This window comes from Microbacterium sp. AISO3, from assembly GCF_002204305.1.
Classification (GTDB): Bacteria; Actinomycetota; Actinomycetes; order Actinomycetales; family Microbacteriaceae; genus Microbacterium; species Microbacterium arborescens.
Map to the genome: position 1 here is coordinate 1 of NZ_NHRF01000009.1, position 15,421 is coordinate 15,421.

Consider the following 15,421-nt stretch of genomic DNA (forward strand, 5'->3'; position numbering starts at 1 on the left):
TCCGGCTGCTGCGGGCACGTGACCGGCACTGCCGGTTCCCCGGATGCCGGCAACCCGCGATCCGATGCGAGCTCGACCACACCGTCGCCGCCTCAGCCGGCGGCCCAACGCACGTGTGCAACCTCGCGAACCTCTGCAAGAGACACCACGACGTCAAACACCACACCCGCTGGCGAGTCCAACAGCTTCCGGGTGGTCGGCTCGTCTGGACCTCCCCCACCGGACGGATCTACCGCGAAGACGCACCACCACCCCTCGTCGCCTTCACGACCACAGACCCACCCGACCCGGGGGCCGCGCCATTCTGAGCGGTCGAGTTCCAGCTTCTCCTCGCCGGGCGCGTTGCCCTGCGCGCCGCCGACCCGGTTTGTCCTGCCGTCGGGAACGCCGGTGGCCGCGGCATCCGATTGCTCGGATCCGCGGCCGCCGGATAAGGGGAACGGTCAGCGCGTCGCGGCCTCGCGACGGAGGCGAGCGCGCTCCTCCTTGGCCGCCGCCTCCTCGAGAGCGGCGTCACCGAGGCCCTGCGTGTTGACGGCACCGGTGTCGTCCGACATCCCGTCGTGACCATGACCGGAGAGCATCGCCTCGTCGAACGGGCGCTCTCCGCTGAGGACGGCGCGGGCCTGGTCGCGGTCGAACTCGCGGGTCCAGGTTCCGATGAGGATCGTGGCGACGGCGTTGCCCGTGAAGTTGGTCAGCGCGCGACCTTCCGACATGAAGCGGTCGATACCGACGATCACGCCGACGCCGTTGACGAGGTCGGGGCGGTACGCCTGCAGACCGCCCGCGAGGGTTGCCAGTCCCGCACCGGTGACTCCGGCCGCACCCTTCGAGGCGATGATCATGAAGACCAGCAGGCCGATCTGCTCGGGGATCGACATGGGAGCGCCCATACCCGCGGCGATGAACAGCGACGCCATCGTGAGGTAGATGGCCGTCCCATCGAGGTTGAAGGAGTATCCCGTGGGGACGGTGATGCCCACGACCGGCTTCGAGACGCCGACGTGCTCCATCTTCGCGATCAGGCGGGGCAGCGCCGACTCGCTCGACGACGTCCCGACGATCAGCAGGTACTCGCGTGCGAGGTACTTCATCAGGCTGAAGATGTTGATCCGCGCCACGGCGTAGAGCAGCGTGCCGAGCACCGCGACGATGAAGACGATGCACGTGATGTAGAACGCGATCATCAGCACGCCGAGGCTCACGATGGCGGCGACACCGGTCTTGCCCACCAAAGCGGCGATCGCCCCGAAGGCGCCGATCGGAGCGAGCCACAGGATCATGCCGAGGATGCGGAAGACGAGCGTCTGCAGGTTCTTCACGGCGCTCATGATCGGCGCGCCTTTCTCACCGAGTCCCTGAAGCGCGAATCCGACCAGCAGCGCGATGAACAGCACCTGGAGCACGCTCTCACCGGTGAACGCCGAGAAGAACGTGGTGGGGATGATGCCGAGCAGGAAGTCGGTCGTCGACTTCGCCTCGGCCGCCGTCCCGGCGTCGTAGACCGCGCTCTGCATGTTGAGCCCCTCACCCGGGTGGATGATGTTGCCCACGATGAGACCGATCGCCAGGGCGAACGTCGACATCACCATGAAGTAGAGCAGCGCGAGACCACCGATGCGTCCGACCGTCGCGGCCTTGGCGATCGAGCCGACGCCCACCACGATCGTGCAGAAGATGATCGGCGCGATCATCATCTTGATGAGGTTGACGAAGCCCTTCCCGAGCGGTTCGAGGCCGACCGCGAAGGTGGGCCACACGAGCCCGACGATCGCGCCCAGCACGACCGCCAGGATGACCGAGACGTAGAGCCAGGTGTGCTTGTCCCAGGCCTGCTTGCCCTTCCGGGCGTTGTACCCCGGCAGGCGAAAAGATGATGTGAGAGCCATGGTCTCCTCCAGCTGAACAGTCGTTGTCCGATGCCGACGTCTCTGTCGGTGCGCTCTCAGCGTCGGACTGTTCCGCTCGCACGCCGATTTATGGTCGTATTGGTCGCGGCCCGCGACCCGGGCGCACCCGACGATGACGACGAGAGCGAGAGCGGCATGACGACGCGTACCCGCAGCGCCGCCTCGCTGGTGTTCGTGGCGATCGCCGTGGCCGTGGCCGTCCTCACCCTGGCCATCGCCGGCATCCTCATCGCCGACGGGCAGCGGTCCGCGCGGTCCGAGGCTGAGCGCGTCACCCAGGCCGTCGCGCAGACCGTCGCCGACTCGGCGCAGGTCGCCGACCTCCTCGCCACCGGCGACCGCGACCTCGCGTCCGCAGCACTGCAGCCCCAGGTCGAGCAGGTCATCGTCGATGCGCGCGTCGACTTCGTCACGATCATGGATCCCGGCGGCATCCGGATCACGCATCGCGACCCCGAGCGGATCGGCGAGCGCTATCTCGGCTCCATCCCCACCGCACCCCGGGCCCTCACCGAGGAGTTCACGGGCACCCTCGGCCCCTCGATCCGCACGATCGTGCCCGTGGAGAGCGACGGCTCCGTCGTCGGGTGGGTCTCGGTCGGCGTGACGATCGGCAGCATCGCGGCGACTCTGGGGCCCCGCATCCTCGTCGTCATCGGCATCGCGGCCGCGCTTCTCGCAGCCGGTCTCGTCGGAGCCGTCGTCGCACGTCGGGCGACGCGGCAGGTCACCGGAGACCTGCCCGCCGGCGCCATCCGCGACGCCGTCTCGTCGTTCGAGTCGCTCCGCACCCTCGGCGAAGCCCTGCGGGCGCAGACTCATGAGCACGGCAACCGCATGCACACCGCCATCGCCCTGCTCGAGCTGGGTCGCACCCCCGAAGCGATCGAGATCCTCGCCGAGACCTCGCGGCAGAGCCAGGTGCTGGTCGACGAGGTCGCCGCCCGCCGCGACGGTGACCCGACCGTCGGGGCGCTGCTGCTCGGCAAGGCCTCGCAGGCCAAGGAACGCGGCATCCGGTGGCGCTCCCGCATCGAACCCGACGCGCCTCGCTCGGTGCTCTCGCCGGTCGACGCCGTCTCGGTCGTCGGTAATCTCATCGACAATGCGCTCGACGCCGCCGCCGCCGGACCCGAACCGCGCTGGGTGGAGATCAGGATGACGCGCACCGAGGAGGACGAGCTCGAGATCGCCGTCTCCGACTCGGGAACCGGCGTTCCTCCCGAGCTTCGGCGCCGGATCTTCGAGCACGGCTTCTCGACCAAGCCCGCCGCCGCCGAGGGTCGCGGTGTAGGCCTCGCCCTCGTCGCGGCGATCGTCGACGACGCCGGCGGTACCCTCGCCCTCGACCACGACCCGACGACGTTCCGCGTCATCCTGCCGAGGAGGCAAGCATGATCGGCGTGCTGCTCGTCGACGACGAAGCCCTCACCCTCGACCTGCACCGTCACTACATCGACCGGCTCGACGGGTTCGGTGTCGTGGCCGAATGCAGCGGGGCGCGCGCGGCGCTGCGGGCACTCCTCGACAGTCCCACCGCCGACGAGATCGACCTCGTGCTGCTGGACATGACGATGCCGGACGGCTCAGGACTCGATGTCCTCCGTCATCTGCGAGCACGAGCGCGCGATGTCGACGTCATCGCGATCACCTCCGTGCGCGATGCGGACGTGGTGCGCCAGGTCGTCGGCCTCGGCGCGGTGCAGTACCTCGTGAAGCCGTTCACCTTCGCCGACTTCCAGGAACGGATGTCGCAGTACGCGCGATTCCGCGCACGCGCGAGCGAGACCACGGGCGCAGCGACCCAGGCCGAGATCGACGCACTGCTCGGGGCGCTGCGACCGATCACCGCGCCGATCCCGAAGGGCCTGGCCCCCGAAACGCTCGAGCGCGTGTCGAACCGGCTCCGCGACGCGGGCGCCCTGTCGGCCCGCGAGGCTGCGGAGGCGCTCGGGATGTCGCGGGTCGCCGCCCGTCGATACCTCGAACACCTCGCCGACGCCGGCCGCGCCGAGCGCGCCCAGCGCTACGGCACCCCCGGCCGTCCCGAGGCCGAGTACCGCTGGCGCGCGTGACCCCCGCCCGCTCCGCCGAGAACGCACCCGTGCCGTGAACGCGTACCGGCGAAGGTGCGTTGTCGCGGGAACGGTACGCGCTCGTCGGGGCGGGGCGGGGCGGGGCGGGGCGGGGCGGGCTACTGCTGCGGGGAGGGCGAGCGGCGCGAGTCCATGGGGCCGATGCGCACGTAGGCGGGGAGCTTGGGGGCGACACCGTCGCCGGCGGTACGACCGCGCAGGCGCCGCCACACCCACGGCAGAGCATCGCGCCGCAGCCATGTCCCGGGCACAACCGGGTCGTCATCGAGGTGGAAGGCCTCGTCGAGACCGGCCAGCGCCTCGGCATGCGGCACCCCGAGCGCTTCCGCGGCGCGATAAGCCACGAGCCGGTGCCCGCGCGAGCGCAGGTGCACCTTGTCGTCGGCCCACAGTTCCAGGCGGGCGAGCTCCGGCACCGCCTCGAGATCGACCAGGATCGCGCCCGTCGTCGCTGCGATCGTCCGCAACCGCGCGTTGTAGGCGGCGAACCGGCGGGCGAAGATGCCCGCGGCGGCCCGGCCGGGAAGGAACACGGTGGCGAGCAGCACGTCGGCGCCGGACTCCCGCAACCGCCGGACGGCGATCTCGACCTCGTCTGCGACGCTCGCGACGTCGACCCGTGCCTGCACGAGATCATTGGCTCCGATGAGCACCGAGACGAGGTCGGGTCGCAGCGCCAGACACGCCGGCACCTGCTCGTCGACGAGGTGACGCACCCGTCTGCTGCGCACGGCGAGGTTCGCGTACTGGAAGGCGCCCGTTCCCCCGCCGACGCGCGGCGCCGCCGAGGCGAGCAGCTGCGCGAGGCGGTCGGCCCAGCCCCGGTGCATGCCCGCGGGCATTCGAGAGGTGTCGCAGAGCCCCTCCGTGATCGAATCGCCCAGCGCGACGTAGCGCCGCCAGAGCGGTGGTCCGTCTGCGGCGGCGGGCAGCTCGGCTCGCGGCCACACCCGCGCGCGCCGCGCGCGGTCGAGCGCATGCAGCTCACCCGCACGCTCGTAGTGGCCGAGCAGCGCGTCGCCGAGGCTCTCCCAGGTCCGCGCGGCGACGGCCTCCCGCGCGGCGGCACCGAACGCTCGCCGTTTGGCGGCGTCACCCGCCAGGTCGGCGACCCGGCTGCGGAGGTCGTCGGGGTCACCGGGCCGGTAGAGCCACCCGTCGACACTGCTGCGGACGAGATCCAGGGGTCCCCCGCGTCCGGTCGCGACGACCGGCACACCGCTCGCCTGCGCCTCCTGGATGGTCTGTCCGAACGTCTCGCTCTCACCCGGGTGCACGAACACGTCGAAGCTCGCCATCGCCGTGGCCAGCTCATCACCCTGCAGATGCCCGAGGAACACGGCATCCGGCAGCAGGCGCTCGAGCCCCGCCCGTGACGGACCGTCGCCCACGATGACCAGTCGCACTCCGGGCAGCGAGCTCAGCGCGGCGAGGTCCTCGATCTGCTTCTCGGGTGCGAGCCGCCCGACGTAGCCGACCACGACCTCGCCGCTCGTCGCCCCCGGCACGGTCCGGGCCCGCCACGCTTCGTCGCGCCGATGCGGTGCGAAGCGGATGCCGTCGACCCCGCGGCCCCAGATCGCCACACGATCCACCCCGAGGCCGACGAGCTGGCGTCGCGCCGCATCGGCGGGAGCGAGCGTCAGCGTCGCGCGGCGATGCAGTCGCCGCACGTGTGCCGCCGTGAGCGCGGTGGCGTGCGGCAGGCCGTAGCGCTCGGTGTAGGCGATGACGTCGGTCTGGTAGACGGCGACGCTCGGCACACCGAGACCGTCGGCTGCGAGCAGCCCCTGCCACCCGAGGAGGAACGGCGAAGCCAGGTGCACGACGTCGGGTCGGAACGAACGCAGGGCGCGGGTGACCGATGCCACCGGCGGAGCGGCGACGCGCACCGCCGGATAGCGGGGCATCGGGATCGACCTGACCGACCGGCCCGGAACAGCGAGCGGATGCCGGCGGCCCGCGCCCGGCGCGACGACGAAAGCTTCATGCCCGCGACGCTCGAGATGCTCGAGCACCCGCAGCACAGAACCGGTCACCCCGTTCATGTGGGGGAGGAAGGACTCGGTGACCACCGCGACTCTCACGAGACCAGGGTGTCGCCCGCTACGCCTCGGCACGCGCGGATGCGGCAGGTATCGCGCACTGTTCACGCGTTCCTCGGCGGCCGGTCACCTCGCGGATGCCTGACCGTCGCCGTTCCCGCACCGTTCATCCCCGGCTGATAGGGATGCCACGTGCTGGCCGACCTGCTGAACGCGATCTCCGGCGGGCCGTGGCTCCTCGTCGCGGTCTTCGTGCTCGTCCTGCTCGACTCGGTGCTGGTCGTCGTTCCCGGGGAGATCGCGGTGACGGCGGCGGGAGCACTCGCGGCGTCGACCGGCGATCCCCCCGTGGCGGCCGTCGTCGGTGTCGCCGCGGCGGCGGCGTTCTGCGGGGATGCGCTCTGCTACGCCGTGGGGCGTCGGATCGGCCTCCGCCGCTGGCGATGGATGCGGCATCCGCGCGTGCAGCGCGCGTTCACGTGGGCGGGGGCTCGGCTGCAGCGGGGAACGGCGACGGTCGTCTTCACCGCCCGCTTCATCCCCTTCGCGCGCCTCGCGGTCAACCTCACCGCGGGCGCGACGCGCGTGTCTGCCGCGCGCTTCCTCACCGTCGCCGCGGTCGCGGCCACGACCTGGGCCGCCTATCAGAGCATCATCGGAGCGGCGATCGGCGCGCTTCTTCCCGATGCTCCGCTTCTCGCGGTCGTCCTGTCGGTCGTCGCGGCGCTCGCGCTGGGCGTCGTGATCGATCTGATCACGGCCGCCGTCGCGCGGCGCCGCGAGCGGGTCACTCCCCCGCGAGACCGCCCAGCAGATGACCGAACGACTTGCCCTCGCCCAGGTACGAGGCCGGGTCGAACGGATCCGCGTCGGTGACGGGCGTGCGTGCCACGACGGCCGCCGCCAGCTCACGCGCCCCGCGCTCGACCCTGGCGCTCAGCGGAGCGACCTCGTCGGCCTTGCTCCCCCAGTCGCTCGATGCCGCGAACACGCCGGTCGAGACCGGGGCCGCGTGCAGGTAGGCGAACAGCGGGCGGATGGCGTAGTCGATCGCCAGCGAGTGCCGTGCCGTGCCCGCGTTGGCCCCGATGAGCACCGGCTTCCCGGTGAGCGAGTCGGGATCGAGCACGTCGATGAACGACTTGAACAGTCCCGAGTAGCTCGTCGAGAAGATCGGCGTCACGGCGATGAGCGCATCGGCCGAGACGACCGAGTTGATCGCCGACTCGAGCGCGGGCGGCGCGAAGCCGGTCAGGAGGTTGTTGGTGATGTCGTGCGCGAGATCGCGCAGCTCGATGACGTCGGCGGTCGCGGTGATGTCGGATGCCGCGAGCTCCGCGATCGTGGCGGTCGCCAGCCGATCGGCCAGCATCCGCGTCGACGACGGGTTCGACAGCCCCGCCGACACGACGGCGATCCGGCGCGCGCTCATCGTGCCGCCGCCACGCCGAAGGCCGAACCTGCGGGCGCCGGAGCGTCCTGGTAGGGCGAAGGGCCGCTGAGGTTGTCGCCGCGGTTGGCGCGGGGCCGCGCCTCGCGAGCGGGGCCGTCACCGTACACCTCACGGACGCGCGCAGCGTGCGTCGGGGCGTCGGGCACCGCGGCGCGGCGTCCCTGCGCGAGCTCCTTGCGCAGCACGGGCACGACCTCGCCGCCCAGGATGTCGAGCTGCTCGAGGACCGTCTTCAGCGGCAGCCCCGCGTGGTCGATGAGGAACAGCTGACGCTGGTAGTCGCCGAACGTCTCGCGCATGGCGGCGTATCGGTCGATGACCTGCTGCGACGATCCCACCGTCAGCGGGGTCATCTCGCTGAAGTCCTCGAGCGAGGGGCCGTGGCCGTAGACGGGCGCGTTGTCGAAGTACGGACGGAACTGCCGGACGGCATCCTGCGAGTTGGCGCTCATGAAAACCTGGCCGCCGAGACCGACGATCGCCTGCTCGGGGGTGCCGTGGCCGTAGTGAGCGAAGCGCTGACGGTACAGGTCGATCAGGCGCTGGTAGTGCTCCTTGGGCCAGAAGATGTTGTTCGCGAAGAAGCCGTCGCCGTAGTAGGCGGCCTGCTCGGCGATCTCGGGGGTGCGGATCGAGCCGTGCCAGACGAACGGCGCGACGCCGTCGAGCGGGCGGGGCGTCGAGGTGAAGCCCTGCAGCGGGGTGCGGAACTTGCCCTCCCAGTCGACGACGTCCTCCCGCCACAGCTTGTGCAGCAGGGCGTAGTTCTCGATCGCGAGCGGCAGACCCTGACGGATGTCCTTGCCGAACCACGGGTACACCGGGCCGGTGTTGCCACGGCCCATGATGAGGTCGACGCGGCCGCCCGACAGGTGCTGCAGCATCGCGTAGTCCTCGGCGATCTTCACCGGGTCGTTCGTCGTGATGAGCGTCGTGGCGGTGGAGAGGATGAGGCGCTCGGTCTGCGCCGCGATGTAGGCGAGCGTCGTGGTGGGCGAGGACGACCAGAACGGCGGGTTGTGGTGCTCTCCGATCGCGTAGACGTCGAGCCCGACCTCCTCGGCGTGCTTGGCGATGGTCACGGCTGCGCGGATCTTCTCCGCCTCGCTCGGGGTGTGGCCGGTCGTCGGGTCTGCCGTGATGTCGCTCACGGAGAAGATGCCGAACTGCATCCCCGACCAGCCGGTGTGTTCGCTCGTGTGCGTGTTCACGTCGGTCCGCCTTCCCGGATGCCGCGGCATCCGTTTCATGCAAATGAATATAAACCATGCAACGCCGTCGCGCTCGGACTATTCCCGCGGGATAGTGTTTCATCCACGATGACGCATCCCGCCACCGGCACGACCGGAACGCGCCCGAAGCGGCGCGTGCCCTTCTGGGACAACGCCCGCTTCGCCTGCATCGTGCTGGTGGTGCTGGGACACGCCGTCCAGCGCCTGACGTACGACTCCGACATCGCGATGGCGATGTACCTCGTGATCTACGCGTTCCACATGCCCGCGTTCGCGATCATCTCGGGCTACTTCTCGAAGTCCGATCCGCCGTCGCGGCGACAGATGGCCCGCGTCATCACCGACATCATCGTGCCGTACGCGATCTTCGAGGGCCTGTGGACGCTCACGAAGTTCCTCGTCGAAGGACACGCGAACCCCAACCCGACGCAGCCCTCGTGGACGCTGTGGTTCCTGCTGGCACTGGGCATCTTCCGCCTCGTGCTGCCCTACCTCGCGCTCCTGCGGTGGCCGCTGCTGTGGGCCGTCGCGATCTCGATCGTCTCGGGCTACCTCCCCAACATCGACTCGACCCTGTCGCTGTCGCGCACCCTCGGCTTCCTGCCCTTCTTCGTCCTGGGCTGGTGGCTGCGCGACCGCGACGTGGTCGACAGGTTCGACCTGCTGCGACGCAATGCCGCGACCGTGACGGCGGCCATCGCGACGCTCGGGCTCGCCGGCTGGGCGGCGTGGGCCTTCATCGGCACGTGGCGCGACATCAACCTCGGCAAGTGGATGTTCTACGACGCGAGCTACTCCGACGCGGGCAGCTCCGAGTGGTGGGCGGGAGCGGTGCGGATCGCCCTCGTCCTCGTGGCGCTGGCCCTCACGGCATCCTTCTTCGCCCTCATCCCCCGCGGCTCGCACCGCTGGACCCGCCTCGGGCAGTACACGATGTACGTCTACCTGCTGCACTCGTTCGTGCTGTACCCGTTCCGGGAATCGGGCGTGCTGCGCGATGCCGAGCCGACGTGGGTATGGCTGCCGCTCGTCGTCGTCGCGTCGGTTCTCATCGCGCTCGGACTCGCCACAGCGCCGGTGCGACGCTTGTTCCGACGGCTCGTCGAGCCGCGCCCCGCATGGCTGTTCCGCGACCCGGAGCTCGCCGGACGCGAGGGCCGGCGCAACGATCCGACGGGCTCGCGTCGTCCGCGAGAGCCCGGCGCGGTCATCCCGCGCAACAATCGAGCGGATGCCGCAGACGGCTCGTAACCTCGCTGCATGAGCGAGCTCTCCCTCCCCGTTCTCGACTTCTCGCAGCTCGACGGCGACGCCGACCACATCGCCCGCTTCCGCGACGAGCTGCGCGCCGCGACGCACGACGTCGGCTTCTTCTACCTCACCGGCACCGGCATCCCCGAGGGGCTCGAGGACCGCCTGCACCGCGTCGCGCGGGAGTTCTTCGCCCTGCCCGAGGACGACAAGCTCGCGATCGAGAACGTCAACAGCCCGCACTTCCGCGGCTACACGCGCGTGGGCGGCGAGCTCACCCAGGGCCGGGTCGACTGGCGCGAGCAGATTGACATCGGCCCCGAGCGGCCCGCGGTGACCGATCCCGAGGCCCCCGACTACGCGCGCCTCATCGGGCCGAACCTCTGGCCCGCGGCGCAGCCCGAGCTGCGTGAGGTCGCCGATGCGTGGGTCGCCCACCTCTCGGAGGTCGCGCGGCGCCTGCTCCGCGCCTGGGCCGAAGCGCTCGGCGCGCCCTCGACGTACTTCGACGACCACTTCGGCGAACCCCAGACGCTGCTGAAGATCGTCCGCTACCCCGGCAAGGACGACCCGACACCGCAGCAGGGCGTCGGGGCGCACAAGGACTCGGGCGCCCTGACGCTGCTGTGGGTCGAGCCCGGCAAGGGCGGGCTGCAGGTGCAGCGCGAGGGCGAATGGGTCGACGCTCCACCGGTGCCGGGAGCCTTCGTCGTCAACATCGGCGAACTGCTCGAGTACGCGACCGACGGCTATCTCATCGCGACGAACCACCGCGTCGTGTCGCCGCGGTACCCCGACGACCGCATCTCGGTGCCGTTCTTCTTCAACCCCGCCCTCGACGCCCGATTCCCGCTCATCGAGCTGCCCGCAGAGCTCGCCGCCGAGGCGAAGGGCGTCACGAAGGACCCGAGCAACCCCATTCACGGGGTCCACGGCGAGAACGCACTGAAGTCGCGCCTGCGGGCCCACCCCGACGTCGCCGAGCGCTGGCACGCCGACCTGCTCGCCGCGGCCCGCCGCTGAGCACACCCCGCCGAACACCCGCCGCTGAGCACGCACCGTCTCCGCGACGACGTACCAGATGGCGTACGTTCTCGCGGTGAAGGTACGTTCTCGCGACGCCGGCTCGGGAAAAGCCGAAGGCCGCCCCACACCTGGGACGGCCTTCGCAAGAATGTTTTGCGCGATTGTGCGCGGAGTCGCTCTCCTTAGCGGCGGAGACCGAGGCGCTCGATCAGCGTACGGTAACGCTGGATGTCGAGCTCCTGGAGGTAGCCGAGCAGTCGACGGCGCTGACCGACGAGCAGGAAGAGCCCACGGCGCGAGTGGTGGTCGTGCTTGTGGGTCTTGAGGTGCTCGGTGAGGTCCTTGATGCGCTGCGACATGAGCGCGACCTGCACCTCGGGGGATCCGGTGTCACCGGGGTGCGTCGCGTACTCTTCGATGATCGCCTTCTTGACGTCTGCTTCGAGTGCCATAGATGGGATCCCCTTCCTTCTCATTGCGCGGCGCCCGTCACCCGATGTGCGAGCTCTCTTTATCCGCGGCCGATCGAACGGCAACCGCTCTACTGTACCAGTCATCTAGGCTCGTCTGATGCGCCTGCGTCGGGATCACCTCATCGATCTGCGGCCGTTGACCACCTCCCCCGCCTTCGCGCGCATGTGGGTCGGCTCGACCCTCGCGGGTCTCGGGGGGCAACTGACGATCGTCGCGATCATGCTCCACATGTACGACCTGACGGCGTCGACGTTCGCCGTCGCGATGATCGCGGTCGCCGGGCTCGTGCCGATGATCATCGCCGGCCTCTACGGGGGCATGCTCGCCGACGCGTTCGACCGGCGGCGGGTCGCCCTCATCGCGGCATCCGTGACGTTCGCCTCGACGGCCGTCCTGATGGTCCTGACCTGGAGCGGTGGCGAGACGGTCGCGTGGCTGTACGCCATCGCGGTCGTGAACTCCGCGGCCAATTCGGTCGTCATGGCGGCACGGCAGGCGATCGTGCCGCGGCTGATCCCCCGCGAGCTGCTGCCCGCAGCCTCAGCGCTCGGGGGCATCACGATGGGCATCATGGTCTCGGTCGGGCCGGCCGCGGCCGGGCTGCTCGTGGCCTTCACCGGCTACGGCTGGACCTACACGATCGACCTCGTGCTGATGAGCGCCCTCTTCCTCGGCCTCTGGTCGTTGCCCAGCATTCGCCCGGAGGGCGCCGTCGTGCGCCCGGGGCTGCGCTCGCTCGCCGACGGCTGGCGCTTCATCAAGCGGGCGAAGAACATCCGGCTGCAGTTCATCCTCGACATCATCGCGATGACCTTCGGGCAGCCCACCGCGCTCTTCCCGGCCATCGGGGCCGTCCTCCTCGGTGGCGGCGCGATCACCACGGGGCTGCTGACGGCCGCCATCGCCGTCGGAGCGTTCTTCTCGAGCCTGTTCTCGGGACCGATCGCGCGCTACCCGATGCACGGGCGCGGAATCGAGCGGGCGATCATCGCCTACGGCATCACGATCGCCCTGTTCGGCGGCGTCCTGCTCGCGGGCTCGCTGGGCGTGCTCTCCCCCGGAAACGTGGGCGAGGACTCCGCGAACGTCGCGCTCATCGCCCTCGCGGCGATCGCCCTGGCCGGGTCGGGCGCTGCCGACAACGTCAGCTCGATCTACCGGAACACGATGGTGCAGGCCGCCGTCCCCGACGCGATCCGGGGCCGCCTGCAGGGCCTGTTCATCGTCGTCGTGGCGGGCGGTCCGCGTCTGGGCGCGCTGTACGCCGGCACCCTCGCGACGGTCACGGCGCTGTGGTTCCCGCCGCTGCTCGGCGGGTTCATCATCGTCGGGCTGGTGGCGCTGCTCGTTCGCCTGGCCCCCGCGTTCCGTTCCTACGATGCGGCACACCCGACGCCCTGAGCCGGCCGAACCGGGGCCGATGACACGACGAGGGGCGGATGCCGCGGCATCCGCCCCTCGTGGGTATCCGGGCGATCAGGCCTGGATGGAGCCCTGCAGGTCGAGCTCGATCGTGACGTCCTTGCCGACGAGCACGCCGCCGGTCTCGAGCGCGGCGTTCCAGGTGAGGCCGAACTCCTCGCGGTTGATGACGGTCTTCGCCGTCGCGCCGGCCTTGTAGTTGCCCCACGGGTCGGTGCCGAAGCCACCGAACTCGACCTCGAAGGTCACCGGCTTGGTGACGTCCTTGATGGTGAGGTCACCGTCGACGAGGAAGTCGCCGCCCTGCTGACGCACACCGGTCGAGACGAACGTGATGTTCGGGTACTTCTCGACGTCGAAGAAGTCGGCGCTGCGGAGGTGGTTGTCACGCCCCTCGTCCTTGGTGTTGATCGAGGCGACGTCGACCTTGGCGTCGAGCGTCAGCTCGAGCGGGTTCTCGGGGGCGACGATGGTCGCCTCGGCGACGGCGAAGGTGCCGCGCACCTTCGAGATCATCATGTGGCGGACGCTGAAGCCCACCTCGCTGTGGGAGGCGTCGAGCACCCAGGTGCCAGCCTTGTAACCGGGGATGTCGGTGGTCGTGGTCATGATCGTCCTTCGTTGTAGGTGTCCGGGAGGGGTCCGGCGTACAGGGGCGGCAACGCGACCCTCGCACAGCCTATTCCCGCGAATGTAAATTTTCGGTGGCCGAACGGCGACGGGCGGATGCCGCGTCGCGCAGCATCCGCCCGTCGAGAGGTATTCGCCCGCTCAGCCGACCGCGAGCAGGTCGATGATGAAGATCAGGGTCTTGCCGCCGAGGAAGTGGCCGCCGGCGGGGCCGTACGCCAGGTGCGGCGGGATCACGAGCTCGCGGCGTCCGCCGACCTTCATGCCCGGGATGCCGTCCTGCCAGCCCTGGATGAGTCCGCGCAGCGGGAACTGGATGCTCTCACCGCGGTTCCACGACGAGTCGAACTCCTCGCCGGAGGTGTACTCGACGCCGACGTAGTGGACGGTGACGGTGTCGCCGGGCTTGGCCTCGGCGCCGTCGCCGACGATCAGGTCGCGAACGACGAGGTCATCGGGCGCGGGACCCTCGGGGGCGTCGATCTCGGGCTTGGTGCGGTCGTCAGTCATGATGTCCATCCAACCCGAGGGCGCGAGCCGGTGCAACGCGGGGCCCGTCCGAGCGCGCCTCTTGACGCGGCGCGGCGGCGGGAGGATCATGAGGGCAGGCCAACTCAGCGCCCGGGAGACATGCAGGCATCGCCGCAGCACCGGGCGCTGAGTCTTTCACCGGGCGGCGCCGTCCCGGTCCCGCGTCACGGGCGCAACAGCGTCTGGCGCAGGCGCGTGGCCCGGGCGAGATGCTCGCGCTCGTCGGCAAGGGCCCGATCGTCACGGCCGGTCAGCGCCCGCTGCCGCGCCGCAGCCAGACGCGTGGCCTCGGCGATGAAGGCGCGCATCGTCTCGCTGCGGTCACCGGGGAGGGTCCGCGCCCAGGCCAGCGCGCGCCGCCGGCCTCCCCCGGTGGCGAGGAGGTCGACCTCGACGGGGGTGAACCATCCCGCTGCCGCGTAGTCGTGGAGGCGCTCCCGCGTGAGCCGCGCCTCCTCGCGTCGCAGCAGCAGGACACCGAGCACGAATCCGATGAACAGGGGCACCTGCAGCGTGACGTAGAGAGCGAAGAAGTCGGCGAACGCGGCCGAACCGTTCCAGAGCGCGTGCAGCAGGATCGCGACGGCGAGACCGGTCGCCCACGGCCCGAAGACGGCGCTGCCGCGCGCGCCGCGGCGCACCGCGAGTCCGACCGCGAACCCCGTGGCGGCGGTGAACATGACGTGCGCGAAGGGCGAGAGGATGCCGCGCAGCACGAAGGTCACCGACACCTGCGCGATACCGCCGGTGATCAGGCTGTCGGCGAAGTAGAGGATGTTCTCGGTGAAGGCGAAGCCGGCACCGATCATCGCGCCATAGACCACGCCGTCGACGGGGCCGTCGAAGTACCGGCGGCCGATGCGGAGCATGAGGAGGACGCCGAGCCCCTTCGCGATCTCCTCCACGATCGGCGCCTGCACGACACTCCCCATCGCCTGCGCGAGCGGGTCGCGCGCGGGACCGGCCACGATCGTCACCAGCAGGTCGACGCCCAGCGCGATGACCACCGAGGCGACGGCTCCCCACCCGAGGGCGAGCCACAGCAGCCGCGGCGGCTCGGGCTCCCACCGATCGACGATGCGGACGGCCCAGAGCACGCCGAGCAGCGGAAGCAGGGCCAGCACCGCACCCACGATCGCCGCGAACCACCCCAGGAAGGAGACCAGGTAGGCGACGAGTCCGAGCAGCAGCAGCACGAGGACGGCGCCCACCCAGAGGGCGGCCCATCCCCCGGGGCGTACCCGCACCGGCACGACGGGCGGCGACGTCGGTGCGGCCGGGATGGGACCGGGATGACCGGGCTGCGGCTGCGACAGGGGCGACGGGAACGACACGCCCCCACCCTAGG

Annotated in this window: 15 protein-coding genes; 7 read left to right on the forward strand and 8 right to left on the reverse strand. The window is 70.5% G+C overall.

The genetic code is table 11. The features are described from left to right. A partial coding sequence (locus CBF90_RS18630) for an HNH endonuclease signature motif containing protein (RefSeq protein ID WP_206780507.1) occupies positions 1-308 on the forward strand: 308 nt, incomplete at its 5' end. A 135-nt stretch (positions 309-443) separates the two neighbouring features. On the opposite strand, the gene CBF90_RS12950 is transcribed toward CBF90_RS18630, so the two are convergent. Further along, positions 444-1,892 (reverse strand): cation:dicarboxylase symporter family transporter, encoded by a 1,449-nt coding sequence (locus CBF90_RS12950; RefSeq protein ID WP_088380785.1) that lies wholly within the window; start codon positions 1,890-1,892, stop codon positions 444-446. 90 nt (positions 1,893-1,982) lie between these two features. On the opposite strand from CBF90_RS12950, the gene CBF90_RS12955 reads away from it, so the two are divergent. Then, the gene (locus CBF90_RS12955; RefSeq protein WP_306460406.1) at positions 1,983-3,311 is read left to right on the forward strand and encodes an ATP-binding protein; all 1,329 of its coding nucleotides are present in this window, start codon (positions 1,983-1,985) and stop codon (positions 3,309-3,311) included. Continuing rightward, complete coding sequence (locus CBF90_RS12960) at positions 3,308-3,988, forward strand: response regulator (protein WP_088380786.1); 681 nt, start codon at positions 3,308-3,310, stop codon at positions 3,986-3,988. Before CBF90_RS12955 ends, CBF90_RS12960 begins: the two co-directional genes overlap by 4 nt. A gap of 119 nt (positions 3,989-4,107) precedes the next feature. Here CBF90_RS12960 and CBF90_RS12965 read toward each other — a convergent pair whose 3' ends face one another. Beyond that, on the reverse strand, positions 4,108-6,096 hold the full coding sequence (locus tag CBF90_RS12965) for a GDSL-type esterase/lipase family protein (protein WP_088380787.1): 1,989 nt from the start codon (positions 6,094-6,096) through the stop codon (positions 4,108-4,110). 150 nt (positions 6,097-6,246) lie between these two features. On the opposite strand from CBF90_RS12965, the gene CBF90_RS12970 reads away from it, so the two are divergent. Continuing rightward, positions 6,247-6,930 (forward strand): DedA family protein, encoded by a 684-nt coding sequence (locus tag CBF90_RS12970; protein ID WP_064956936.1) that lies wholly within the window; start codon positions 6,247-6,249, stop codon positions 6,928-6,930. On the opposite strand, the gene CBF90_RS12975 is transcribed toward CBF90_RS12970, so the two are convergent. Then, positions 6,842-7,486: a CE1759 family FMN reductase gene (locus CBF90_RS12975; protein WP_023951815.1), complete on the reverse strand. Its 645-nt coding sequence runs from the start codon at positions 7,484-7,486 to the stop codon at positions 6,842-6,844. The two genes, CBF90_RS12970 and CBF90_RS12975, sit on opposite strands and share 89 nt — an antisense overlap. Next, entirely contained in the window at positions 7,483-8,679 is a 1,197-nt protein-coding gene (locus CBF90_RS12980) for an LLM class flavin-dependent oxidoreductase (RefSeq protein ID WP_088380840.1), read from the reverse strand. Before CBF90_RS12980 ends, CBF90_RS12975 begins: the two co-directional genes overlap by 4 nt. A gap of 147 nt (positions 8,680-8,826) precedes the next feature. On the opposite strand from CBF90_RS12980, the gene CBF90_RS12985 reads away from it, so the two are divergent. Further along, entirely contained in the window at positions 8,827-9,990 is a 1,164-nt protein-coding gene (locus CBF90_RS12985; RefSeq protein WP_064956938.1) for an acyltransferase family protein, read from the forward strand. A gap of 9 nt (positions 9,991-9,999) precedes the next feature. After that, positions 10,000-11,013, forward strand: a complete 1,014-nt coding sequence (locus tag CBF90_RS12990; protein WP_064956939.1) for an isopenicillin N synthase family oxygenase — start codon at positions 10,000-10,002, stop codon at positions 11,011-11,013. Positions 11,014-11,198: 185 nt separating this feature from the next. Here CBF90_RS12990 and rpsO read toward each other — a convergent pair whose 3' ends face one another. Next, positions 11,199-11,468, reverse strand: a complete 270-nt coding sequence (rpsO, locus tag CBF90_RS12995) for a 30S ribosomal protein S15 (RefSeq protein WP_023951820.1) — start codon at positions 11,466-11,468, stop codon at positions 11,199-11,201. 118 nt (positions 11,469-11,586) lie between these two features. On the opposite strand from rpsO, the gene CBF90_RS13000 reads away from it, so the two are divergent. Next, a complete protein-coding gene (locus CBF90_RS13000) occupies positions 11,587-12,891 on the forward strand; it encodes an MFS transporter (protein WP_023951822.1) in 1,305 nt (434 codons plus the stop codon). Between the two features lie 75 nt (positions 12,892-12,966). Here the strand turns inward: CBF90_RS13000 and CBF90_RS13005 are convergent, their stop codons facing one another. From CBF90_RS13005 to CBF90_RS13015, 3 genes are all read right to left on the reverse strand, one after another. Beyond that, positions 12,967-13,521 carry a YceI family protein gene (locus tag CBF90_RS13005; protein ID WP_023951824.1) on the reverse strand — a complete coding sequence of 185 codons (555 nt, stop codon included), beginning with the start codon at positions 13,519-13,521 and terminating at the stop codon, positions 12,967-12,969. 162 nt (positions 13,522-13,683) lie between these two features. Further along, positions 13,684-14,052: an FKBP-type peptidyl-prolyl cis-trans isomerase gene (locus CBF90_RS13010; RefSeq protein ID WP_023951826.1), complete on the reverse strand. Its 369-nt coding sequence runs from the start codon at positions 14,050-14,052 to the stop codon at positions 13,684-13,686. Between the two features lie 185 nt (positions 14,053-14,237). After that, entirely contained in the window at positions 14,238-15,407 is a 1,170-nt protein-coding gene (locus tag CBF90_RS13015) for a PrsW family intramembrane metalloprotease (RefSeq protein ID WP_088380788.1), read from the reverse strand. Positions 15,408-15,421 lie beyond the last annotated feature (14 nt).